The sequence below is a fragment of the Streptomyces sp. NPDC058671 genome, assembly GCF_042716475.1.
Classification (GTDB): domain Bacteria; phylum Actinomycetota; class Actinomycetes; order Streptomycetales; family Streptomycetaceae; genus Streptomyces.
Map to the genome: position 1 here is coordinate 225280 of NZ_JBHXSA010000010.1, position 21158 is coordinate 246437.

General features: G+C 72.3%; 20 protein-coding genes. 13 read left to right on the forward strand and 7 right to left on the reverse strand.

The window, feature by feature from the left end; all coding sequences use genetic code 11:
- Positions 1–46: 46 nt before the first annotated feature.
- A complete protein-coding gene (locus ACFWV2_RS15665) occupies positions 47–1186 on the reverse strand; it encodes an adenylate/guanylate cyclase domain-containing protein (RefSeq protein ID WP_384405549.1) in 1140 nt (379 codons plus the stop codon).
- A gap of 173 nt (positions 1187–1359) precedes the next feature.
- Positions 1360–2205, reverse strand: coding sequence for a biotin--[acetyl-CoA-carboxylase] ligase (locus ACFWV2_RS15670; RefSeq protein ID WP_384405551.1), 846 nt, complete (start codon positions 2203–2205; stop codon positions 1360–1362).
- Between the two features lie 134 nt (positions 2206–2339).
- Between ACFWV2_RS15670 and ACFWV2_RS15675 the strand changes: the two genes are divergently transcribed.
- Positions 2340–3932 (forward strand): acyl-CoA carboxylase subunit beta, encoded by a 1593-nt coding sequence (locus ACFWV2_RS15675; protein WP_384405553.1) that lies wholly within the window; start codon positions 2340–2342, stop codon positions 3930–3932.
- A 27-nt stretch (positions 3933–3959) separates the two neighbouring features.
- On the forward strand, positions 3960–4172 hold the full coding sequence (locus ACFWV2_RS15680) for an acyl-CoA carboxylase epsilon subunit (protein ID WP_384405555.1): 213 nt from the start codon (positions 3960–3962) through the stop codon (positions 4170–4172).
- A 75-nt stretch (positions 4173–4247) separates the two neighbouring features.
- Here the strand turns inward: ACFWV2_RS15680 and ACFWV2_RS15685 are convergent, their stop codons facing one another.
- Positions 4248–5612: an MFS transporter gene (locus ACFWV2_RS15685; RefSeq protein WP_384405556.1), complete on the reverse strand. Its 1365-nt coding sequence runs from the start codon at positions 5610–5612 to the stop codon at positions 4248–4250.
- A gap of 36 nt (positions 5613–5648) precedes the next feature.
- On the opposite strand from ACFWV2_RS15685, the gene ACFWV2_RS15690 reads away from it, so the two are divergent.
- From ACFWV2_RS15690 to ACFWV2_RS15700, 3 genes are all read left to right on the forward strand, one after another.
- On the forward strand, positions 5649–6317 hold the full coding sequence (locus ACFWV2_RS15690; protein ID WP_384405557.1) for a TetR/AcrR family transcriptional regulator: 669 nt from the start codon (positions 5649–5651) through the stop codon (positions 6315–6317).
- Positions 6318–6401: 84 nt separating this feature from the next.
- Entirely contained in the window at positions 6402–6530 is a 129-nt protein-coding gene (gene mmpB, locus ACFWV2_RS15695) for a morphogenic membrane protein MmpB (protein ID WP_261993113.1), read from the forward strand.
- A 25-nt stretch (positions 6531–6555) separates the two neighbouring features.
- On the forward strand, positions 6556–7161 hold the full coding sequence (locus tag ACFWV2_RS15700; RefSeq protein WP_384405558.1) for a nucleoside triphosphate pyrophosphatase: 606 nt from the start codon (positions 6556–6558) through the stop codon (positions 7159–7161).
- A 74-nt stretch (positions 7162–7235) separates the two neighbouring features.
- Here ACFWV2_RS15700 and ACFWV2_RS15705 read toward each other — a convergent pair whose 3' ends face one another.
- Positions 7236–7691, reverse strand: coding sequence for a hypothetical protein (locus tag ACFWV2_RS15705; protein WP_384405559.1), 456 nt, complete (start codon positions 7689–7691; stop codon positions 7236–7238).
- Positions 7692–8046: 355 nt separating this feature from the next.
- Here ACFWV2_RS15705 and ACFWV2_RS15710 point away from each other — a divergent pair, with 355 nt between their 5' ends.
- Positions 8047–9801, forward strand: a complete 1755-nt coding sequence (locus tag ACFWV2_RS15710; RefSeq protein ID WP_384405561.1) for an acetyl/propionyl/methylcrotonyl-CoA carboxylase subunit alpha — start codon at positions 8047–8049, stop codon at positions 9799–9801.
- A gap of 79 nt (positions 9802–9880) precedes the next feature.
- Entirely contained in the window at positions 9881–10426 is a 546-nt protein-coding gene (locus tag ACFWV2_RS15715) for a TetR/AcrR family transcriptional regulator (RefSeq protein ID WP_384405563.1), read from the forward strand.
- 169 nt (positions 10427–10595) lie between these two features.
- Here ACFWV2_RS15715 and ACFWV2_RS15720 read toward each other — a convergent pair whose 3' ends face one another.
- Both ACFWV2_RS15720 and ACFWV2_RS15725 read right to left on the reverse strand, forming a co-directional pair.
- Positions 10596–11558 (reverse strand): DeoR/GlpR family DNA-binding transcription regulator, encoded by a 963-nt coding sequence (locus ACFWV2_RS15720; protein ID WP_360785612.1) that lies wholly within the window; start codon positions 11556–11558, stop codon positions 10596–10598.
- A 132-nt stretch (positions 11559–11690) separates the two neighbouring features.
- Complete coding sequence (locus ACFWV2_RS15725) at positions 11691–13130, reverse strand: NAD(P)H-quinone dehydrogenase (protein WP_384405565.1); 1440 nt, start codon at positions 13128–13130, stop codon at positions 11691–11693.
- A 239-nt stretch (positions 13131–13369) separates the two neighbouring features.
- On the opposite strand from ACFWV2_RS15725, the gene ACFWV2_RS15730 reads away from it, so the two are divergent.
- The 3 genes from ACFWV2_RS15730 (at position 13370) to ACFWV2_RS15740 (ending at position 16712) form a co-directional block, all read left to right on the forward strand.
- A complete protein-coding gene (locus tag ACFWV2_RS15730) occupies positions 13370–13807 on the forward strand; it encodes a gamma-glutamylcyclotransferase (RefSeq protein ID WP_352016873.1) in 438 nt (145 codons plus the stop codon).
- A gap of 190 nt (positions 13808–13997) precedes the next feature.
- Positions 13998–14801 (forward strand): purine-nucleoside phosphorylase, encoded by an 804-nt coding sequence (locus ACFWV2_RS15735; RefSeq protein ID WP_384405566.1) that lies wholly within the window; start codon positions 13998–14000, stop codon positions 14799–14801.
- A 258-nt stretch (positions 14802–15059) separates the two neighbouring features.
- On the forward strand, positions 15060–16712 hold the full coding sequence (locus ACFWV2_RS15740; protein ID WP_384405568.1) for a phospho-sugar mutase: 1653 nt from the start codon (positions 15060–15062) through the stop codon (positions 16710–16712).
- A 151-nt stretch (positions 16713–16863) separates the two neighbouring features.
- Here ACFWV2_RS15740 and ACFWV2_RS15745 read toward each other — a convergent pair whose 3' ends face one another.
- Positions 16864–17550, reverse strand: coding sequence for a PH domain-containing protein (locus ACFWV2_RS15745; protein ID WP_384405569.1), 687 nt, complete (start codon positions 17548–17550; stop codon positions 16864–16866).
- A 291-nt stretch (positions 17551–17841) separates the two neighbouring features.
- Here ACFWV2_RS15745 and deoC point away from each other — a divergent pair, with 291 nt between their 5' ends.
- From deoC to ACFWV2_RS15760, 3 genes are read left to right on the forward strand one after another with little or no spacing between them, the layout of a single operon-like run.
- Positions 17842–18801 carry a deoxyribose-phosphate aldolase gene (gene deoC / locus ACFWV2_RS15750; protein ID WP_384405570.1) on the forward strand — a complete coding sequence of 320 codons (960 nt, stop codon included), beginning with the start codon at positions 17842–17844 and terminating at the stop codon, positions 18799–18801.
- Between the two features lie 5 nt (positions 18802–18806).
- Positions 18807–20243 carry an aldehyde dehydrogenase family protein gene (locus tag ACFWV2_RS15755; protein WP_384405571.1) on the forward strand — a complete coding sequence of 479 codons (1437 nt, stop codon included), beginning with the start codon at positions 18807–18809 and terminating at the stop codon, positions 20241–20243.
- On the forward strand, positions 20236–21132 hold the full coding sequence (locus ACFWV2_RS15760; protein ID WP_384405573.1) for an aldehyde dehydrogenase family protein: 897 nt from the start codon (positions 20236–20238) through the stop codon (positions 21130–21132). Before ACFWV2_RS15755 ends, ACFWV2_RS15760 begins: the two co-directional genes overlap by 8 nt.
- Positions 21133–21158 lie beyond the last annotated feature (26 nt).

The window sequence follows — 21158 nt, forward strand, 5'->3', positions numbered from 1 at the left end:
CCCGAGGACCCCCGTTAACGGCTGTTAACAGGTGTTCGCGGAGATCCTAGGTCGGGCGGCGGGTCAGGAGCCAGGGTTCGACGACACCGAGGCCACGAACCGGGCGCTGCCACATCGGCTGGAGCGCGAAGCGGTACGAGGCGGGCTTGCGGCCCTCCTTCTCGGCGCGGGCCGCCTGCTCCGCGGCCTCCGCCTCCGAGACGGGCGCCTCGCCCGTCCTGGACAGCTCCTCCGCGAGCGCGCCGTCGACGAGGACGGCGTCCTTCGGCGCTATCGAGGTGAGGCGGCTCGCCAGGTTCACGGTGGTGCCGAAGACGTCGCCCATGCGGGTCGTCACGGTGCCGAAGGCGATGCCGACGCGCAGGGCGGGCATCGTCTCGTCGTGGCTGAGGGTCTCGATCAGACGCAGCGCGATCTCGGCGGCCGTACCGGCGTCGTCCGCCGCGTACAGCACCTCGTCGCCGAGGGTCTTGATGAGCCGGCCGCCGTGGGCGGCGACGAGGTCGGCGCAGGTCGTCTCGAAGGCCTCGACGAGTTCGCCGAGCTCCTCCTCCTCCAGGCGCCGGGTGAGCCGGGTGAAGCCGACGAGGTCCGCGAAGCCCACCGCGAGCCGCCGGTCGACCATCTCCTCGTCGTCGGCCGCCTGCACGACCCGGCCGGTGGCGGCGGCGAGCTGCCGCCGCCAGACGTAGATCAGGAACTCCTCCAGCTCGGGGAGGAGCAACTCGACCAGGGGGTACGTGACCTCCGTACGGGTCATCCCCGGTTCGGGCGGCTCGGTGAGGCCCTCCAGGAACGAGTCGATCTGCCACTCGGCGAGCCGGGCGGTGGTCTGCCCGGTGGAACGGGCGACCTGCACGGCCATCGGTTCGCTGAGCAGCCCGGCCTCGACGAGACCGGCGAGCCGCCGCAGCGCGAGGACGTCGGCCTCGGTGAGCGCCTTGGCCTGGCCGATGTCGGCGAAGCCCATGGCGCGCCAGAAGCGGGAGGCGAGCTCCATGGAGACGCCGGCGGTGCGGGCGGCCTGGAACGGGGTGTAGCGGCGGTCGGCGCCGAGGATGAGCTGTTCGAGGCGGATGGCGAGGGGGTCGTCGGTCGGCTCGGCCGTGTGGTCGACCTCGTGATGGGGGGTGGGGTACGTGGGAGGCCCGGGCGCGCCGCCCGAGTTCTCGTCGTCGACGGTCACCGGCCGCCTCCTGCCCGTTCCCTGCCCACTTGCCCTGCCGATCTGTCGCCTGGATCGCGGTCCACGATACGGCAGGTGTGGGCTGGCTCACGCGCCGACGGTCCGCGGCCGTGGTTCCCGGGCCCGCCGGTGCGGGCCTCCCGGTGGACGGACCGGGGGCCCGCACCCCCGGGTCAGCTCCGCAGGTGGACGATGTCGCCCGCGCCCACCGCCTCCGTGCCGCCGCCCTCCGTGGCGACCACCAGGCGGCCGTCGCCGTCCAGGGCGACCGCCTCGCCTTCCAGCACGCGCTCGCCGGGCAGGTCGGCCCTGACCCGGCGGCCGAGGGTCGCGCAGCCGGCCGCGTAGGCCGCCTGGAGGCCGGAGGCGTCGGGGTCTCCGTCGGCCCGTACCCAGTCGCCGTACCACTGCTCGAAGGAGCGCAGGACGGCCCGCAGGAGGGTGTCGCGGTCGGTGGAGACGGCGTCGGCGAGGAGGAGGGAGCCCGCGCCGGGGACGGGCAGTTCGTCCTCGCGGAGGGTGACGTTGAGGCCGAGGCCGATGACGACGGCGTCCGCGCCGGCCCGTTCGGCGAGGATGCCGCCGGTCTTGCGTTCCTCGCCCGCGACGGAAACAAGGAGGTCGTTGGGCCACTTGAGCGACATGTCGACACCGGCCGCCTTCGCGAGGCCGGTCGCGGCGGCCACTCCGGTGAGCAGCGGGAGCCAGCCCCAGCGGTGGGCGGGCACCTCCGGCTTGAGGAGGACGGAGAGGAAGAGGCCGGAGCGGGCGGGCGCGGTCCAGCTGCGGTCGAGGCGGCCGCGGCCCGAGGTCTGCTCCTCGGCGACGAGGACCGTGCCGCCGGGCAGCTCGTCGGCGCGGGCGGCGAGGTCGCTGTTGGTGGATCCGGTGGTCGTGACCACGTCGAGCGAGGTCCACAGGCCGTCGGGGAGGACGAGGGCGCGGCGCAGGGCGGCGGTGTTCAGCGGGGGCCGGTCGAGGTCGGACCAGGGTCCGCCGGAGCCTTGGGAGGACGTCATGCAAGCCAGACTAGGTGTGGCAAAGACCGCAGTGCCGAACCGTATCGGCGTGGATACGCTACGCCTCAGTAGCTGAGCAGTAGCCCATTCGTAGTCAACGAACCCCCCGTGACCAGGCAGGGAGCCGCATCCCGATGTCCGAGCCGGCAGAGCAGTACGAGATCGACATTCACACGACCGCAGGCAAGATCGCGGACCTCAGGCGCCGTATCGACGAGGCCACCCATGCCGGCTCGGAGCGTGCGGTGGAGAAGCAGCACGCGAAGGGCAAGCTGACCGCGCGCGAACGGATCGCGCTGCTGCTCGACGAGGGGTCGTTCGTCGAGCTGGACGAGCTGGCCAGGCACCGGTCGACCAACTTCGGCCTGGAGAGGAACCGGCCGTACGGAGACGGTGTCGTGACCGGCTACGGCACGGTCGACGGGCGTCCGGTGGCCGTGTTCTCGCAGGACTTCACGGTCTTCGGCGGCGCGCTCGGCGAGACGTACGGCCAGAAGATCATCAAGGTGATGGACTTCGCGCTGAAGACGGGCTGCCCGGTCATCGGCATCAACGACTCCGGCGGCGCCCGCATCCAGGAGGGGGTGAGCGCGCTCGGCATGTACGGCGAGATCTTCCGCCGCAACACCCACGCCTCCGGCGTGATCCCGCAGATCTCCCTGGTCGTCGGCCCGTGCGCGGGCGGCGCGGTGTACTCGCCCGCGATCACCGACTTCACGGTGATGGTGGACCAGACCTCGCACATGTTCATCACGGGCCCGGACGTCATCAAGACGGTGACCGGCGAGGACGTGGGCTTCGAGGAGCTGGGCGGCGCCCGGACGCACAACGCGACCTCGGGCGTGGCGCACCACATGGCGGGGGACGAGAAGGACGCCATCGAGTACGTGAAGTCCCTGCTGTCCTACCTGCCGTCGAACAACCTCTCCGAGCCGCCGACGTTCCCGGAGGTCGCGGACACCGAGGTGAGCGACGAGGACCGCGAGCTGGACACGCTGATCCCGGACTCGGCGAACCAGCCGTACGACATGCACCGGGTCATCGAGCACGTCCTGGACGACGGCGAGTTCCTGGAGACGCAGTCGCTGTTCGCGCCGAACATCCTGACCGGCTTCGGCCGGGTGGAGGGCTTCCCCGTCGGCGTGGTCGCGAACCAGCCGATGCAGTTCGCGGGCTGCCTGGACATCGACGCGTCCGAGAAGGCCGCGCGGTTCGTCCGTACCTGCGACGCCTTCAACATCCCGGTGCTGACCTTCGTCGACGTGCCGGGCTTCCTGCCGGGCGTGGACCAGGAGTACGGCGGCATCATCCGGCGCGGCGCGAAGCTGATCTACGCGTACGCGGAGGCCACGGTCCCGCTGATCACCGTCATCACGCGGAAGGCCTTCGGCGGCGCGTACGACGTCATGGGCTCCAAGCACCTGGGCGCGGACCTGAACCTGGCGTGGCCGACGGCGCAGATCGCGGTCATGGGGGCGCAGGGCGCGGTGAACATCCTGCACCGGCGCACCATCGCGGAGGCGCAGGACCAGGAGTCGGAGCGGGCGCGGCTGATCCGTGAGTACGAGGACACCCTGCTCAACCCGTACACGGCGGCCGAGCGCGGCTACATCGACGGTGTCGTCATGCCGTCGGACACGCGCCCGCAGATCGTGAAGGGCCTGCGTCAGCTGCGGACGAAGCGGGCCTCCCTGCCCCCGAAGAAGCACGGCAACATCCCGCTCTAACCCCTCCAGGACCTCGAAGGAGTCGTTGTGATCAAGGTCGTACGAGGAAATCCGACCCCCGAGGAGCTGGCCGCCGCACTGGCGGTGGTCCAGGCGCGGGCCGCGGCGACGGCGGCGGCGGCCGCCGGCAGCGGCGGCCCCGCGGTGCCGGAGGGGTGGTCGGACCCGTCCCGGATCGCGCGTGCCGTACGGCACCGGCCGGGCCCGCGGGCCTGGGCCAGGTCCTACTGGCCCGTGTAGCAGTCGCCCGTCGAAGCGTGAGAGGCCGGACCCCGTGTGCGGGGGGTCCGGCCTCTCGCGTGCCGCGGTCGTCCGTCACGTACGGCGCAGGAGGAGACCGGACAGGACGGCTCCGACGGCGACGATCGCGGCGTTGACGAGGACCGCGAGGCCGATGCCGTCGAGCAGCACGGGCGTGGTGACGACGACGGCGCTCATGATCGGGGTGCCCATGGTGATGCCGATCTGCTGGGTCATGGTCGCGAGGCCGGTCGCCGTGCCCTGCTCGTGGTCGGGGATGCCGGAGGTGGCGGTGACCATGAAACCGACGATGGCGAGCATGTTGCCGACGCCGCCCGCGAAGGTGGCGGCGAGCAGCAGCCAGAGGCTGCCCCGGTCGTCGCCCAGTCCGTACAGGGCGAGGGTCGCGGCGGCCTGGAGGAGCCCGCCGGCGACGAGCGCGGTGCGGGCGCCGTGGCGGCCGATGAAGCGGGAGGCGAGCACTCCGCCGAGGACCGTGCCGGCGCCGAGGACGCCGAAGGAGAGTCCGGCGGCGAGCGGGGAGAAGCCCAGGACGTCCTGGAGGTAGAGCGTCATCAGGAAGACCAGCGAGGTCTCGGTCACGAAGGCGACGAGCCCGGCGACGTTGCCCCAGACGACGGTGCGGCGGGTGAGGATCCGTACGGGCACGAGGGGCGAGGGGGACCGCCGCTCCACGAACCAGAAGGCGACGAGCAGGGCGACGCCGACGACGAGGGCCAGGGGCTCGGTGGTCAGTCCGTAGACGAGGGCGAGGAGTCCGGCGGTGACGGTGATCGCGCCGGGGACGTCGAGGCGGGGCCGGACGGCCGGGCGGCTCTCCTTCAGGACGACGGGGGCGACGAGGAGGACGGCGAGGACCACCGGCACGTTGACGAGGAAGGCCCAGCGCCAGGAGAGCAGGTCGGTGAGGACGCCGCCGAGGATCGCGCCGGTGGTGAAACCGGCGGACATCAGGGCGCCGTTGAGACCGAGCGCGCGGGCGCGCAGGGGGCCCTCGGGGAAGGAGGCGGTGAGCAGGGAGAGGCCCGCGGGGGTGACGGCGGCGGTGGCGAGGCCCTGGGCGACGCGGGCGGCCATCAGCGTCTCGGGACCGGTGGCGAGGCCGCCGGCGAGGGAGGACACGCCGAGGAGGGCCATGCCGCCGAGGAAGAGGCGTCGGCGTCCGACGAGGTCGGCGACGCGCCCGAAGAGGAGGGTGAAGCCGGCGGCGGCGAGGGCGAAGGCGGTGGCGATCCACTGGAGGCCGCCGAGGGTGAAGCCGAGTCCTTCGCCGATGACCGGCAGGGCGACGTTCAGGATCGAGAAGTCCACGGCCAGCATGAACTGGGCGAGGAGGAGGACGACGAGGACGAGTCGCATCCGGCCGGTCATGCGGGTGCCGACGTGTTCCGCGGGCTTGGGGAGATCCAGGGCGACCATGAGCGAGCCCCTTAATGGGAGACTAGTTCCGTTAAGATGTCCCGTACCGTAGCAGAGTCGATGGCGTTAATGGAACAGGAGACCCGTTTGACCGAGAGCCAGCCGGCCTCGCCCGGCACCCTGCGCCCCGGTGGACGTACCGCGAAGGTCCGCAGGGCCGTCCTCGACGCCACCCGGGACGCCCTTGCGGAGAGCGGCTTCCACGCCCTGAACATGGACCGGATCGCGGCGGGCGCCGGCGTCGGCAAGACCACCGTGTACCGCCGCTGGGGCTCCCCCGTCGGCCTGGTCACCGACCTCCTGCACGACATGGCCGAGCAGTCGCTGCCCGCGGCCGACACCGGCAGCCTGGCGGGCGACCTGCGGGCCAACGCCGAACTCGTCCGGGACACCCTCACCGACCCCCGGATGGGCGCCGTCTTCCGCGCGGTCATCGCCGCGGGCGCCTGCGACGAGGAGTGTGCCCGCGCGCTCGCCGACTTCTACCGGACCCGGCTCGCCGAATGGGCCCCCGTCGTCGCCAGGGGCGAGGCGCGCGGCGAGATCCCCGAGGGGACGGACCCGGTCGAGCTGCTCCGCGCCGTCTCCGCCCCGCTCTACTACCGCTTCACCGTCACCCGCGAGGAGCTCACCGCGGCCGTGGTGGAACGGGCGGTGTCGGCGGCGCTCGCGGCGGCGCGGGACGGGGTGTTCCTCCGCGCGTAGCCTCCGCGAATAGTCCTCCGGTACGGGGGCGCCTGAGTACCCGTACTCAGGCGCCCCGCCCGTCCCGGCCGCAGGATCGGAGGCATGCTGTGGTCCGACCCGAAGAACCAGCCGCCGAAGTTCATGCGCGACATGCAGGCGATGCTCCGCCGCGCGGGCGTGCTGCTGGCACTCGCGATGGTGGTGGCCATGTTCGCGGTCAGCGCGCGCTGACGCGCCCACTGGCTACGCTGCCCCCATGACTGCTGATCCGCGCCGTGTCGTGCTCGCCTCCGCCTCCCCCGCCCGCCTGGGACTGCTCCGGCAGGCCGGTCTCGCCCCCGAGGTGATCGTGAGCGGCGTCGACGAGGACAAGGTGCACGCCCCGACCCCCGCCGAGCTCGCGCTCACCCTCGCGGAGGCGAAGGCCGCCCATGTGGCCGCGCGACCCGAGGTGTTCGGCGCCCTGGTCATCGGTTGCGACTCGGTCCTCGAACTCGACGGACAGGCCCTCGGCAAGCCGGCCGACGCCGAGGAGGCCACGGCCCGCTGGAAGGCGATGCGGGGCCGGGTCGGCATCCTCCAGACCGGTCACTGCGTGTACGACACGGCCGCCAAGCGCTTCGAGTCGGCGACGGCCTCCACCGTGGTCCGCTTCGGCGAGCCGACGGACGAGGAGATCGCCGCGTACGTGGCGAGCGGCGAACCGCTGCACGTGGCGGGCGCGTTCACCCTGGACGGGCGCTCGGCGCCGTTCATCGACGGCATCGACGGGGACCCGGGCAATGTGATCGGCCTGTCGCTGCCGCTGCTGCGCCGGCTCCTCGCGAAGCTGGACGTGCGGATCACCGACCTCTGGGCCTGAGGCACCCCGACGCGGCCGGCGGCGACCCCCGTGAGCCGCCCGCCTCCGGGCCCGGCGGTCGCCCTGACCGCGTGTCACGCGGCCGCCGGGGCCTCGCCGAGGGGTTCGGCGGCCTTGTCGTACCCCTCGCCGTACGCCACGAGGGTGAGCACGACCAGGCCGAGGACGACCACCAGGAAGGTGAACGCCGCCCAGCCGAGCAGTCCCACCGCCACGGCGGCGAGGACGCCGTGCACGACCGCGCAGCCGATGAGCAGAACCCGGGCCGCCCGGCCGGGCCGGCGGTCGCGGACGCCCGCGAGGAAGGCGACGAGGGCGCAGACGGCGAGGGCGATCCCGGACACGACGCCGAGCGCCCACGTGCCGGTGTACATCGCGCCGGGGTCCATGCCGTCGAGGGACATCGACTGGGCCTTCACGAACCGGGCCATCACGGCGTTGACGACGATGATCCCGGGTGCTTCGAGGAGCAGCACCGCCGCCGTCACGAGAGCTATCGGTCTGCGGACCACCTCGGCCACCCCCTGCATTCGCCTGTTACCGACAGTACGATCGACAGCGCGCAGGCTACTGGCCGGTAAACCCCCGGACAAGAGTCCGGACGCGGCGGGCGACGGCAGACGGCGCGGCAAAGAATCGTCGACCCATTCGTAGGGACTCCACAAAGAAACCCGAATGGCGACTGGCCGCACGAACAGAGACCTGCGCCACACCCCGGAGCTACTGTGCCGTAAAGGAACCCTGCGTACCGTGGTGCGACAAGGGAATTCACGACCCGAGCGGGCCCGGGGTCACGCTCCGTGTGGGCAAGCTCACCACTGGGGACGGGTCGAAAGGGCGTGTCGGCAGTCCCTAAACTCAGCTTGTTTCAAGGAGGGAGCCATCGTGCGCAAGGTGCTCATCGCCAACCGTGGCGAAATCGCTGTCCGTGTGGCCCGGGCGTGCCGGGACGCGGGTATCGGCAGCGTGGCCGTGTACGCCGAGCCGGACCGGGACGCTGTGCATGTCCGGGCCGCCGACGAGGCCTTCGCTCTGGGCGGTGACACTCCGGCGACCAGTTATCTGGACATGGCGAAGGTGCTCCAGGCGGCGAAGGACTCCGGTGCGGACGCGGTGCACCCGGGGTACGGGTTCCTGTCGGAGAACGCGGAGTTCGCCCAGGCCGTCCTGGACGCGGGCCTGACGTGGATCGGTCCGCCGCCGCAGGCGATCCGTGACCTGGGTGACAAGGTGGCGGCGCGTCACATCGCGCAGCGCGCCGGCGCCCCGCTGGTCGCCGGTACGCCGGACCCGGTGTCGGGCGCGGACGAGGTCGTGGCCTTCGCGGAGGAGCACGGCCTTCCGATCGCGATCAAGGCCGCGTTCGGCGGTGGCGGGCGTGGTCTGAAGGTCGCCCGCACGCTGGAGGAGGTCCCGGAGCTGTACGACTCGGCCGTCCGTGAGGCGGTCGCCGCCTTCGGCCGGGGCGAGTGCTTCGTCGAGCGCTACCTCGACAAGCCCCGCCACGTGGAGACGCAGTGCCTGGCCGACACCCACGGCAACGTCGTCGTCGTCTCGACGCGTGACTGCTCGCTGCAGCGCCGCCACCAGAAGCTGGTGGAGGAGGCCCCCGCGCCGTTCCTCAGCCCCGAGCAGAACGCCGAGCTGTACGCGGCCTCCAAGGCGATCCTGAAGGAGGCCGGCTACGTCGGCGCCGGCACGGTCGAGTTCCTCGTCGGCACCGACGGCACGATCTCCTTCCTGGAGGTCAACACGCGTCTGCAGGTGGAGCACCCGGTGACCGAGGAGGTCACGGGTCTCGACCTGGTGCGGGAGATGTTCCGTATCGCGGACGGTGAGGAGCTCGGTTACGGCGACCCGGAGGTGCGGGGTCACTCTTTCGAGTTCCGCATCAACGGCGAGGACCCGGGCCGTGGCTTCCTGCCCGCGCCCGGCACCGTCACCCTGTTCGACCCGCCGTCCGGCCCCGGTGTCCGTCTGGACGCGGGCGTGGAGTCCGGCTCGGTGATCGGCCCGGCGTGGGACTCGCTCCTCGCCAAGCTGATCGTGACCGGCGCGACCCGTGAGCAGGCCCTCCAGCGTGCCGCGCGGGCGCTGGCGGAGTTCAAGGTCGAGGGCATGGCCACGGCCATCCCCTTCCACCAGGCCGTCGTCGTCGACCCCGACTTCACCGCCGACCCGTTCCGGGTGCACACCCGGTGGATCGAGACGGAGTTCGTCAACGAGATCAAGCCGTTCGCCCCGGCCGGCGCGGACGCCGACGAGGACGAGTCGGGCCGCGAGACGATCGTGGTCGAGGTCGGCGGCAAGCGTCTTGAGGTCTCCCTGCCGTCCAGCCTCGGCATGACCCTGGCCCGTCAGGGCATCGCGGCGGGTGCGAAGCCGAAGCGGCGGGCGGCGAAGAAGTCCGGCCCGGCCGCCTCCGGCGACACCCTCGCCTCCCCGATGCAGGGCACGATCGTGAAGATCGCGGTCGAGGAGGGCCAGGAGGTCAAGGAGGGCGACCTGATCGTCGTCCTCGAGGCCATGAAGATGGAGCAGCCCCTCAACGCGCACCGCTCCGGCACCGTCAAGGGCCTGAGCGCCGAGGTCGGCGCCTCGGTCACCTCCGGCGCCGTCATCTGCGACATCAAGGACTGACCGGCGCACCGAGTACGGTACGAAGGGCCCGCAGGCACCCGCCTGCGGGCCCTTCGTCAAGGGGAGGCATCGTCACACCATGCGAGCCGACGCGCGCCGCAACCACGAGCGGCTGCTCACCGAGGCCCGCCGCACCTTCGCCGCGCAGGGCGCCGACGCGTCCCTGGAGGAGATCGCGCGTCGCGCGGGTGTGGGGATCGGCACCCTCTACCGCCACTTCCCCACCCGGGCAGAGCTGCTGAACGCCGTCTTCCAGGAGGCCCTGGCCGAACTCCTCAGCCGGTCCCGGGAGCTGGCCGAGACCGAGGAACCGTGCCGGGCCCTGGTGGAGTGGCTGCGGGCCCTGATCGCCCACGCCGGCGAGTACCGGGGCCTCGCGCACGCGCTGATGTCCGCCTCGTACGACCGGAGTTCGGCGCTCGCCGGATGCAGCGAGCCGCTGCGCGCGGCCGGTGAGCGGCTGCTCGGGCGTGCTCGGGAGGCGGGTCAGGTGCGGGCCGACGTGTCGATCGGCGACCTGATGCAGCTGACCAACGCGATCGCGCTGGCGGCGGAACAGTGCCCGGAGGACGACGGGCTGGCGGACCGCCTGCTCGCGCTGACGCTACGGGGCATCAAGGACTGAGGACGGGCGGTACGTGCCGGACCGGGCGCGCGGGGGCCCAGGACGTGCGGTAGGCGTCGGGCCGGGCGCGCGGGGACCGAGAGCCGGGGGGGGGGGACGCGTCGGGCCGGGCGCGCGGGGGCCCAGGGCGTGGGGGGACCCCCGGGGCGAGGTTCCTCGGGGCACCACCTCAGCGGCGGCGCATGTCCGCGACGCGGGCCGTGCGCTCCAGTGTCTCGGCGGCCATTCCTCCGCCCGGGCCCCTGAACTGACCGGCCGCCATCCGTCCGCGCTGGACCGGGAGCGGCATGTCACGACGGGGCCGGACGCCCGGGGGGACCTGCTCACCGCCCGGGGGTCCGCCGGCGGCGCCCGTACCGGCGACGGTGATCTGGACGCCCTGGTCCGCGAGGGCCTGGAGCTCGGTGGCGGCCCGGTCGTCGTGGGCGGGCGGCTCGTCGGTCACCAGTCGGGTGATGACGTCCGTGGGCACCGTCTGGAACATGGTGTCGGCGCCGAGCTTGGTGTGGTCGGCGAGGACCACGACCTCCGCGGCGGCCTGGACGAGCGCCCGGTCCACGCTCGCGGAGAGCATGTTGGACGTGGACAGGCCGCGCTCGGCGGTCAGTCCGCTCCCGGAGAGGAAGGCGCGGGAGACCCTGAGTCCCTGGAGCGACTGCTCGGCCCCGCTGCCCACGAGCGCGTAGTTGGAGCCGCGCAGGGTGCCGCCGGTCATGACGACCTCGACCCGGTTGGCGTGGGCGAGGGCCTGCGCGACGAGCAGGGAGTTGGTGACCACGGTCAGACCGGGCACGCGGGCGAGCCGACGGGCCAGCTCCTGCGTGGTCGTCCCGGCGCCGACGACGATGGCCTCGCCTTCTTCGACCAGGCTCGCGGCGAGGTCGGCGATGGCCGTCTTCTCCGCGGCCGCGAGATGGGATTTCTGCGGGAAGCCGGATTCTCGCGTGAATCCGCCCGGCAACACCGCACCGCCGTGCCGGCGGTCGAGGAGTCCTTCTGCCTCGAGGGCCCGTACGTCTCTCCGTACGGTCACCTCTGAGGTCTGGACGACGCGGGCGAGCTCGCGGAGCGACACGGCCCCATTGGCTCGCACCATTTCGAGGATCAACTGGCGACGTTCTGCAGCGAACACGAAACTGACAGTAACGTGACCGGCCGATAGTTTTCAGCAGTATGCGCCGATTTGCAGAAGATGAACACAGACGGGGCCTCCAAGTGGTATGGGAGACCCCGTCGTTGCTGCGGCTTGTGCCGGTACGGGGAGTTACACCTCGCCCGCGGACTTCCGGGTGTGCAACTGCCGTGCCACTTCCGCGATCGAACCCGACAGGGAGGGGTACACGGTGAAGGCGTTTGCGATCTGTTCGACGGTCAGATTGTTGTCGACCGCGATCGAGATCGGATGGATCAGTTCGCTCGCCTTGGGGGCGACGACACAGCCGCCGACCACGATGCCGGTGCCCGGACGGCAGAAGATCTTCACGAAGCCGTCCCGGATGCCCTGCATCTTCGCGCGCGGGTTGCGCAGCAGCGGCAGCTTGACGACCTTGGCGTCGATCTTGCCCGCGTCCACGTCGGCCTGCGTGTAGCCGACGGTGGCGATCTCCGGGTCGGTGAAGACGTTCGACGAGACCGTCTTCAGGTTGAGCGGGGCCACCGCGTCACCGAGGAAGTGGTACATCGCGATACGGCCCTGCATGGCCGCCACCGAGGCCAGCGCGAACACGCCGGTGACGTCACCGGCCGCGTACACGCCGGGGGCGCTCGTACGGGAGACCCTGTCGGTCCAGATGTGACCGGAGTCCTTCAGCCTGACGCCCGCCTCCTCCAGCCCCATCCCGGCCGAGTTCGGGATCGCGCCGACCGCCATGAGGCAGTGCGTGCCGGAGATGACCCGGCCGTCCGCGAGGGTCACCTCGACCCGGTCGCCGACCCTCTTGGCGGACGCGGCGCGGGAGCGTGCCATGACGTTCATGCCGCGCCGCCGGAAGACGTCCTCGAGGACGGCCGCCGCGTCCGGGTCCTCACCGGGCAGCACCCGGTCGCGGGAGGAGACCAGGGTGACCCGCGAGCCGAGCGCCTGGTAGGCGCCGGCGAACTCGGCGCCGGTGACGCCGGAGCCGACCACGATGAGCTCCTCCGGGAGCTCCTTGAGGTCGTAGACCTGCGTCCAGTTCAGGATGCGCTCGCCGTCCGGCTTGGCGTCCGGCACCTCGCGCGGGTGGGCGCCCGTCGCGATGAGCACGGCGTCGGCGGTCAGCGTCTCCTCGGTGCCGTCGGCCGCGGTGACGATCACCTGGCGGGAGCCGTCCGTCGCCTGCCGGCCGGAGAGCCGGCCGCGGCCGCGCAGGACCCGGGCGCCGGCCCGGGTGACGGAGGCGGTGATGTCGTGCGACTGGGCGAGCGCGAGGCGCTTCACCCGCCGGTTGACCTTGCCGAGGTCCACGCCCACGACCCGGGCGGCCTGCTCCAGGTGGGGGGTGTCGTCCGCGACGATGATGCCGAGTTCCTCGTAGGAGGAGTCGAAGGTGGTCATCACCTCCGCCGTGGCGATGAGCGTCTTGGACGGGACGCAGTCGGTCAGGACGGACGCGCCGCCGAGGCCGTCGCAGTCGACGACGGTCACCTCCGCGCCGAGTTGGGCGCCCACCAGGGCCGCCTCGTATCCGCCGGGTCCGCCGCCGATGATCACGATCCGGGTCACTGGGATCTACGCCTCGCGCTCTCGTTCTGCCGGGGGGTCCCCCGTGGGATGCAGTGCGTACACCATTGTCCCGCACGCTTCAAGTGCGTACCCCATTCTCCCGCACGTCCGGCGCGGTCTCACGCCGGGGCCTGTGAAGGGGCGAGCCCCCGGCGGCGCGGCTCCCCGGCGGCGGGGGCCGCCCGGTCGCCACCTCGGAGTTCGGCGGACACCCCGCCCCCTCCCGTACCCTCGGTCCCATGTCGCTCTACGCCGCTTTCGCCGGCAACCTCGACGCGCGGCTGATGAGCCGCCGCGCCCCGCACTCCCCGCTGCGCGGCACCGGCTGGCTGAACGGCTGGCGGCTGACCTTCGGCGGCGAGCAGATGGGCTGGGAGGGAGCGCTGGCCACGATCGTGGAGGCCCCCCGCTCCCAGGTCTTCGTGGCGCTGTACGACATCGCGCCGATGGACGAGGACTCCATGGACCGGTGGGAGGGCGTCGGCCTCGACATCTACCGCCGGATGCGGGTGCGGGTGCACACCCTGGACGGTGAGGAGGCCGCCTGGGTGTACGTGCTCAACGCGTACGAGGGAGGGCTGCCGTCGGCGCGGTACCTGGGCGAGGTCGCCGACGCGGCCGAGTCCGCGGGCGCGCCGCACGACTACGTGATGGAGTTGCGCAAGCGCCCCTGCTGACACGTGTGCGAACACCCCAGGGACGGGGACGGGGGTAGGTGTGCGCCTTTCGTCGGAAACGACAAGACAACGATCGCATGTCCGTCGGCATCGTCATCTACGCGCGTAGGCAATCTCCGGCTACGCTTCTGCGCGTAGGAAATCCGTCCGGGGCCCGCCTCGGACCCCCCTCCCCGAGGCGAGAGAGTCAGTGAACGCAACTGCCACCCCGTACGAGGCCGCCGAGGCCGCTGCCGCACGTCTTCGCGAGCTGACCGGAGTCGAGAAGCACGACGTCGCCCTGGTCATGGGCTCGGGCTGGGCGCCCGCCGTCGACGCGCTCGGCGCCCCCGAGGCCGAGTTCCCGGTGACCGACCTGCCCGGCTTCCCGCCGCCCGCCGTCGAGGGCCACGGCGGCAAGATCCGCTCGTACAAGATCGGCGCGAAGCGCGCCCTCGTCTTCCTCGGCCGCACCCACTTCTACGAGGGCCGCGGTGTCGCGTCCGTCGCCCACGGCGTCCGTACCGCCGTCGCCGCCGGCTGCGAGACCGTCATCCTCACCAACGGCTGCGGCGGCCTGCGCGAGGGCATGCGCCCCGGCCAGCCCGTCCTCATCAGCGACCACCTCAACCTGACGGCGGCCTCCCCCATCGTCGGCGCGAACTTCGTCGACCTCACCGACCTGTACTCGCCGCGGCTGCGCGCGCTGTGCAAGGAGGTCGACGAGACCCTCGAAGAGGGCGTGTACGTGCAGTTCCCCGGCCCGCACTACGAGACCCCGGCCGAGATCAACATGGTCCGCGTCCTCGGCGGCGACCTGGTCGGCATGTCCACCGTCCTGGAGGCCATCGCCGCCCGCGAGGCCGGCGCGGAGGTCCTCGGCATCTCCCTGGTCACCAACCTGGCGGCGGGGCTCTCGGGCGAGCCGCTGAACCACGAGGAGGTCCTCCAGGCCGGGCGGGACTCGGCGGCGCGGATGGGCGAGCTGCTGACCCGGGTGCTCGACCGCATCTGACACCGGTCGGGGCCGCGGGGCTTCCTTCCCGACCCGGCAGCGCCACGGCCGCCCAGCCCCTTCCCGCACCGGGGCTCCGTCCCAGGGCCGGCGCCCCAGCCCCTTCCCGCACGGGCTCCGTCCCAGGGCCGGCGCCTCGACCGCCGGGGCTGGTTCCCGCCCGGTTTCGGGAAGGGGCGGGGTGGGGGAAGGCTCCGCGCAGCGGCACCCGCACCGCCCACCCGTACCCGCCCCCGCCGACTCCCCGAAAGGCACACCGTGACGCAGGACGATCTCCTCACCCAGGCCCAGGCATGGCTCGCCGAGGACCCCGACCCGGAGACCCGTGACGAGCTCGCGCAGCTCATCGACGGCGGCGCGAGCGCCGAGCTCGCCGCTCGGTTCGCCGGCACCCTCCAGTTCGGCACCGCCGGGCTCCGCGGGGAGCTGGGCGCCGGGCCCATGCGGATGAACCGCTCGGTCGTCATCCGCGCGGCCGCCGGGCTCGCCGCGTACCTCAAGGCGAAGGGCGAGGAGGGCGGGCTCGTCGTCATCGGCTACGACGCCCGCTACAAGTCCGCCGACTTCGCCCGCGACACCGCCGCCGTGATGACCGGCGCCGGGCTGCGCGCCGCGCTCCTCCCCCGCCCGCTGCCGACGCCCGTCCTCGCCTACGCCATAAGGCATCTGGGCGCCGTCGCCGGTGTCGAGGTGACCGCGAGCCACAACCCGCCCCGCGACAACGGCTACAAGGTCTATCTGGGCGACGGCTCACAGATCGTGCCGCCCGCCGACGCGGAGATCGCCGCGGAGATCGCCGCGGTCCGCTCGCTGGCCGACGTACCGCGTCCGACGGAAGGCTGGGAGACCCTCGGCGACGAGGTGCTCGACGCCTATCTGGAGCGTACGGACGCCGTCCTGACCGCCGGGTCCCCCCGTACCGCCCGGACCGTCTACACGGCCATGCACGGCGTCGGCAAGGACGTCCTGACGGCCGCGTTCGCCCGGGCCGGGTTCCCGCCGCCGGCGCTCGTCGCCGCGCAGGCCGAGCCGGACCCGGCCTTCCCGACGGTCGCCTTCCCCAACCCGGAGGAGCCGGGGGCCATGGACCTGGCCTTCGAGGCGGCCCGGGCCGTCGACCCCGACCTGGTCATCGCCAACGACCCGGACGCCGACCGCTGCGCGGTGGCCGTGCCGGACCCGTCGGTCGTCGGCGGCTGGCGGATGCTCCGCGGCGACGAGGTCGGGGCGCTGCTCGCCGCGCACCTCGTCGACAAGGGCGCCACGGGCGTCTTCGCCGAGTCGATCGTGTCGTCCTCGCTGCTCGGCCGGATCGCCGAGGCCGCGGGCGTCGGCTACGAGGAGACCCTGACGGGCTTCAAGTGGATCGCCCGGGTCGAGGGCCTGCGGTACGGGTACGAGGAGGCGCTCGGCTACTGCGTCGACCCGGAGGGCGTCCGCGACAAGGACGGCATCACGGCGGCGCTGCTCGTCACCGAGCTGGCGTCGGTGCTCAAGGAGCAGGGCCGGAGCCTGACCGATCTGCTCGACGACCTGGCGGTGGAGCACGGGCTGCACGCCACGGACCAGCTGTCGGTGCGGGTCGAGGACCTGAGCGTCATCGCGAACGCCATGGCGGCGCTGCGCGAGCGGCCGCCGGTCTCGCTGGCCGGCCTGACGGTCGTCTCGGCGGAGGACCTGACGAAGGGGACGGAGTCGCTGCCCCCGACGGACGGGCTGCGCTACCACCTGGAGGGCGCGTACAGGGCCCGGGTGATCGTCCGGCCCAGCGGTACGGAGCCCAAGCTCAAGTGCTACCTGGAGGTCGTGGTGCCGGTCGCGTCGGCGGCCGACCTCGCCACGGCGCGCGCGAAGGCCACGGAGCTGCTGGTCGCGGTCAAGCGCGACCTGTCGGCGGCCGCCGGGCTCTGACCCCACCGGGCGGACACGGCAGGGCCGGTACGGGAATCCACCCCGTACCGGCCCTTCGTCGTTCCGGGGGCCCGTACGGCGGCGCCCGGCCGAAGCGTCCGGCGTCCGGCTCCCGGCTCCCGGCTCCCGGCTCCCGGCTCCCGGCTACGGATCAGCCCGTCGCCAGCAGGACCACCAGGAGCAGCAGCCCGGCCGCGGCGGGCCCGACGATCTCGTACGCCCAGCGCACCCGCGGCTCGCCCTGCGCCCCCGGCGTCCCGGAGCGGTGCTCCGCGAGTTCACGCAGGTCGGCGACGGTCTGGTCGGTGGGCGCCGTCCGCGAGGCGGCGTCCCGTACGTCGACGTTGACCGAGGTACGGCCGTGCGGGTCGTCCTGGGAGGCGCGGGCGGCGCGACGGGCCGCCCGCTTGCGCTGGCGCAGCGACACGGGGACGGCCCACAGCTGGTACTTGGTGCCGTCCCGGGTGAGGACCTCGCTGGAGTACCCGGCGCGGACGTCGGCGACCGTCGCCCAGGGCAGCGTGATCGACCGGAACGGGTTGCGGATCCTGAGCCGGTCGTCGTCGGCGTACACGGCGGGCCGGATGGTGAAGGCGACGATCAGCGGGACGGCCAGGACGAGAGCCGCGAGCGCGATCCACGGCGAGCGGCCCTCGCCGCGCAGCACCACGTCACCGGCGAACACGATCGCGAGGAGCAGCAGGAAGACGCCGCTGGCGATCCCCAGCGGCGACCGGAAGACACGGTCGGGGGACGGCTGCCTCGCGGACGGCTGCTCGGGGGTCGACTCCCGGCTCGGCTCGTGGCTGGGCTCGGGGGTCGGCTCGGGGGTCGTCATGCCGCCGATTGTGCCTCAGCGGACCCGTGGGGACTCAGGCGGCCCGCGTGGCCACGGCATCCGCGTACAGAACGATGCCGTCCGGGCGGTGTCCGCCGGCCAGGCGCTACGTGATGCCGTCCGTGCGGTGGCCGTCGGCCAGGTGCTCGCGGACGGCGCCGGAGGGCGGCGGAGCCATCCGTCTCGCGCCCGGTCCTCGGCGGGCGCCGGCGCGGCGGTGTGACCTCGGGCTCGGCGAAGCCTGCCCCCTGTACAGGTCGCTACGCGCGTAGATATGCTCGACTGGTGACCATGCCCACCACTGCACCCGCAGCTCTCGCATTCGCCGACGTGACCGCGTCCGACAGTGCGCTGCGCCGTTTCCTCCACGGGCTGCCCGGCGTCGACGCCGTCGGCCTGGAGGCGCGCGCCGCGTCCCTCGGCACCCGCTCGATCAAGACCACGTCCAAGGCGTACGCCATCGACCTGGCCATCTCCATGATCGACCTGACGACGCTCGAAGGCGCGGACACCCCGGGCAAGGTCCGGGCGCTCGCCGCCAAGGCCGTCCGTCCCGATCCGACCGACCGCACGGCCCCGACGACCGCCGCCGTCTGCGTCTATCCCGACATGGTCGCCACCGCCAAGGCGGCCCTCGCGGGTTCCGACGTCAAGGTCGCCTCGGTCGCCACCGCCTTCCCGGCCGGCCGCGCCGCGCTCCCCGTGAAGCTCGCTGACACGGCGGACGCCATCGCCGCGGGCGCCGACGAGATCGACATGGTCATCGACCGTGGCGCCTTCCTCTCCGGTCACTACCTCCAGGTCTTCGAGCAGATCGCCGCGATCAAGGCGGAGTGCGGTGACCGCGCCCGCCTCAAGGTGATCTTCGAGACCGGCGAGCTGTCCACGTACGACAACATCCGCCGCGCCTCCTGGCTCGGCATGATGGCCGGCGCGGACTTCATCAAGACCTCGACCGGCAAGGTCGCGGTCAACGCCACCCCGGCCAACACCCTGCTGATGCTGGAGGCCGTGCGCGACTTCCGCGCCCAGACCGGCGTCCAGATCGGTGTGAAGCCGGCCGGCGGCATCCGCAACACCAAGGAAGCGATCAAGTTCCTGGTCCTCGTCAACGAGACCGTGGGCGAGGACTGGCTGGACAACCACTGGTTCCGTTTCGGCGCCTCCAGCCTGCTCAACGACCTGCTGATGCAGCGCCAGAAGCTGGTGACCGGCCGTTACTCCGGCCCCGACTACGTGACGGTGGACTGATCAACATGGCATCTGCATTCGAGTACGCACCGGCGCCCGAGTCCCGGTCCGTCGTCGACATCGCCCCCTCGTACGGCCTGTTCATCGACGGCGAGTTCGTCGAGGCGGCCGACGGCAAGGTCTTCAAGACCGTCTCCCCCGCCTCCGAGGAGGTCCTGTCCGAGGTCGCCCGGGCGGGTGCCGAGGACGTCGACCGTGCGGTGAAGGCGGCGCGCAGGGCCTTCGAGAAGTGGTCGGCACTGCCCGGCTCCGAGCGCGCCAAGTACCTCTTCCGGATCGCCAGGATCATCCAGGAGCGCAGCCGCGAGCTGGCCGTCCTGGAGACCCTGGACAACGGAAAGCCGATCAGGGAGACCCGCGACGCGGACCTTCCCCTGGTCGCCGCGCACTTCTTCTACTACGCGGGCTGGGCCGACAAGCTCGACCACGCAGGCTACGGGGCGAACCCGCGCCCGCTCGGCGTGGCCGGCCAGGTCATCCCGTGGAACTTCCCGCTGCTGATGCTGGCGTGGAAGATCGCCCCGGCGCTCGCGACCGGCAACACGGTCGTCCTGAAGCCCGCCGAGACGACCCCGCTCTCCGCCCTGTTCTTCGCGGACATCTGCCGCCAGGCCGGGCTGCCGAAGGGCGTCGTCAACATCCTTCCCGGGTACGGGGACGCCGGCGCCGCGCTCGTCGGGCACCCGGACGTCAACAAGGTCGCCTTCACCGGTTCGACCGCCGTCGGCAAGGCCATCGCGCGCTCCGTCGCCGGCACGGACAAGAAGCTGACCCTGGAGCTGGGCGGCAAGGGCGCCAACATCGTCTTCGACGACGCCCCCATCGACCAGGCCGTCGAGGGCATCGTCACCGGCATCTTCTTCAACCAGGGCCAGGTCTGCTGCGCGGGCTCCCGGCTCCTGGTCCAGGAGTCGATCCAGGACGAGCTGCTGGACAGCCTGAAGCGCCGTCTGTCGACGCTCCGTCTCGGCGACCCGCTCGACAAGAACACCGACATCGGTGCCATCAACTCGTCCGAGCAGCTGGCCCGTATCACCACCCTCGTGGAGCAGGGCGAGGCGGAGGGTGCCGAGCGCTGGAGCGCCGCCTGCGACCTCCCGTCGGCCGGTTACTGGTTCGCCCCGACGCTCTTCACGAACGTCACGCAGGCGCACACGGTCGCCCGCGACGAGATCTTCGGCCCGGTCCTGTCGGTGCTGACGTTCCGTACGCCCGACGAGGCGGTGGCGAAGGCCAACAACAGCCAGTACGGCCTGTCGGCCGGCATCTGGACGGAGAAGGGCTCCCGCATCCTCGCGGTGGCCGGCAAGCTCCGCGCGGGTGTCGTCTGGGCCAACACGTTCAACAAGTTCGACCCGACCTCGCCCTTCGGCGGCTACAAGGAGTCGGGCTTCGGCCGCGAGGGCGGCCGTCACGGTCTGGAGGCCTACCTCGATGTCTGAGAAGTCCGAGCAGCGTCTGAGCGTCTTCAAGACCTACAAGCTGTACGTCGGGGGCAAGTTCCCCCGCAGCGAGAGCGGCCGGGTGTACGAAGTGCAGGACCACAAGGGCAAGTGGCTGGCGAACGCGCCCCTCTCCTCCCGCAAGGACGCCCGTGACGCGGTCGTCGCCGCCCGCAAGGCGTTCGGCGGCTGGGCGGGCGCGACCGCGTACAACCGGGGCCAGATCCTCTACCGCGTCGCCGAGATGCTGGAGGGCCGCAAGAGCCAGTTCGTGCACGAGGTGGCGGACGCGGAGGGCCTGCCCAAGTCGAAGGCCGCGGTCGTCGTCGAGGCGGCCATCGACCGCTGGGTCTGGTACGCGGGTTGGACGGACAAGATCGCCCAGGTCGTGGGCGGCGCCAACCCGGTCGCGGGCCCGTACTTCAACCTCTCGACGCCCGAGCCGACCGGTGTCGTCACGGTGGTGGCCCCGCAGGACTCGTCCTTCCTCGGCCTGGTGTCGGTGATCGCCCCGGTGATCGCGACGGGCAACACGGCCGTCGTGATCGCGAGCGAGAGGTCGCCGCTGCCGGCGCTCTCCCTGGGCGAGGTGCTCGCCACCTCCGACCTGCCGGGCGGCGTCGTGAACATCCTCTCCGGCAAGGCCGCGGAGATGGGCCCCCACCTCGCGGCCCACCAGGACGTCAACGGCATCGACCTCACGGGCACGGACGCCGAACTGGCCCGTGACCTGGAGATCGCGGCGGCGGACAACCTGAAGCGCGTCCTGCGCCCGCGTGCCGAGGACTTCGCGGAGTCCCCGACCACGGACCGCATGACCGCCTTCCTGGAGACGAAGACGGTCTGGCACCCGACGGGTTCGCTGGGCGCGAGCGGCTCCTCGTACTGACTCCCTCGCGGCAGGACGGCCCCCGG

What these genes read in the sequence shown, in the direction of transcription:
- ACFWV2_RS15670 (WP_384405551.1), bottom strand. Translation starts at nt 2,205, where the DNA reads ATGACGTCCTCCCAAGGCTCCGGCGGACCCTGGTCCGACCTCGACCGG.
- ACFWV2_RS15675 (WP_384405553.1), top strand. Translation starts at nt 2,340, where the DNA reads ATGTCCGAGCCGGCAGAGCAGTACGAGATCGACATTCACACGACCGCA.
- ACFWV2_RS15685 (WP_384405556.1), bottom strand. Translation starts at nt 5,612, where the DNA reads ATGGTCGCCCTGGATCTCCCCAAGCCCGCGGAACACGTCGGCACCCGC.
- ACFWV2_RS15690 (WP_384405557.1), top strand. Translation starts at nt 5,649, where the DNA reads ATGTCCCGTACCGTAGCAGAGTCGATGGCGTTAATGGAACAGGAGACC.
- mmpB (WP_261993113.1), top strand. Translation starts at nt 6,402, where the DNA reads ATGCTGTGGTCCGACCCGAAGAACCAGCCGCCGAAGTTCATGCGCGAC.
- ACFWV2_RS15700 (WP_384405558.1), top strand. Translation starts at nt 6,556, where the DNA reads ATGACTGCTGATCCGCGCCGTGTCGTGCTCGCCTCCGCCTCCCCCGCC.
- ACFWV2_RS15705 (WP_384405559.1), bottom strand. Translation starts at nt 7,691, where the DNA reads ATGCAGGGGGTGGCCGAGGTGGTCCGCAGACCGATAGCTCTCGTGACG.
- ACFWV2_RS15715 (WP_384405563.1), top strand. Translation starts at nt 9,881, where the DNA reads ATGCGAGCCGACGCGCGCCGCAACCACGAGCGGCTGCTCACCGAGGCC.
- ACFWV2_RS15730 (WP_352016873.1), top strand. Translation starts at nt 13,370, where the DNA reads ATGTCGCTCTACGCCGCTTTCGCCGGCAACCTCGACGCGCGGCTGATG.
- ACFWV2_RS15745 (WP_384405569.1), bottom strand. Translation starts at nt 17,550, where the DNA reads ATGACGACCCCCGAGCCGACCCCCGAGCCCAGCCACGAGCCGAGCCGG.
- deoC (WP_384405570.1), top strand. Translation starts at nt 17,842, where the DNA reads ATGCCCACCACTGCACCCGCAGCTCTCGCATTCGCCGACGTGACCGCG.
- ACFWV2_RS15755 (WP_384405571.1), top strand. Translation starts at nt 18,807, where the DNA reads ATGGCATCTGCATTCGAGTACGCACCGGCGCCCGAGTCCCGGTCCGTC.
- ACFWV2_RS15760 (WP_384405573.1), top strand. Translation starts at nt 20,236, where the DNA reads ATGTCTGAGAAGTCCGAGCAGCGTCTGAGCGTCTTCAAGACCTACAAG.